Source organism: Virgibacillus profundi (assembly GCF_002287375.1).
Lineage (GTDB): Bacteria > Bacillota > Bacilli > Bacillales > Amphibacillaceae > Virgibacillus_K > Virgibacillus_K profundi.
Map to the genome: position 1 here is coordinate 1 of NZ_NPOA01000074.1, position 421 is coordinate 421.

1 rRNA gene is annotated in these 421 nt (G+C 52.0%); it reads right to left on the reverse strand.

What is annotated here, in order from left to right:
* Positions 1-421, reverse strand: a 16S ribosomal RNA gene (locus CIL05_RS21595); the annotation flags it as partial.

Sequence of the window (421 nt, forward strand, 5' to 3'; positions counted from 1 at the left end):
ACGTCATCCCCACCTTCCTCCGGTTTGTCACCGGCAGTCTCTCTAGAGTGCCCTTTCGTAGCAACTAGAGACAAGGGTTGCGCTCGTTGCGGGACTTAACCCAACATCTCACGACACGAGCTGACGACAGCCATGCAGCACCTGTGTCCACTTTCTCTTTCGAGCACTCCCACCTCTCAGCTGGGTTCCTGGCATGTCAAGGGTAGGTAAGGTTTTTCGCGTTGCATCGAATTAATCCACATCATCCACCGCTTGTGCGGGTCCCCGTCAATTCCTTTGAGTTTTAATCTTGCGACCGTACTCCCCAGGCGGTCAACTTCACGCGTTAGCTACGTTACTAAGGAAGTATGAATCCCCAACAACTAGTTGACATCGTTTAGGGCGTGGACTACCAGGGTATCTAATCCTGTTTCGTGTGACA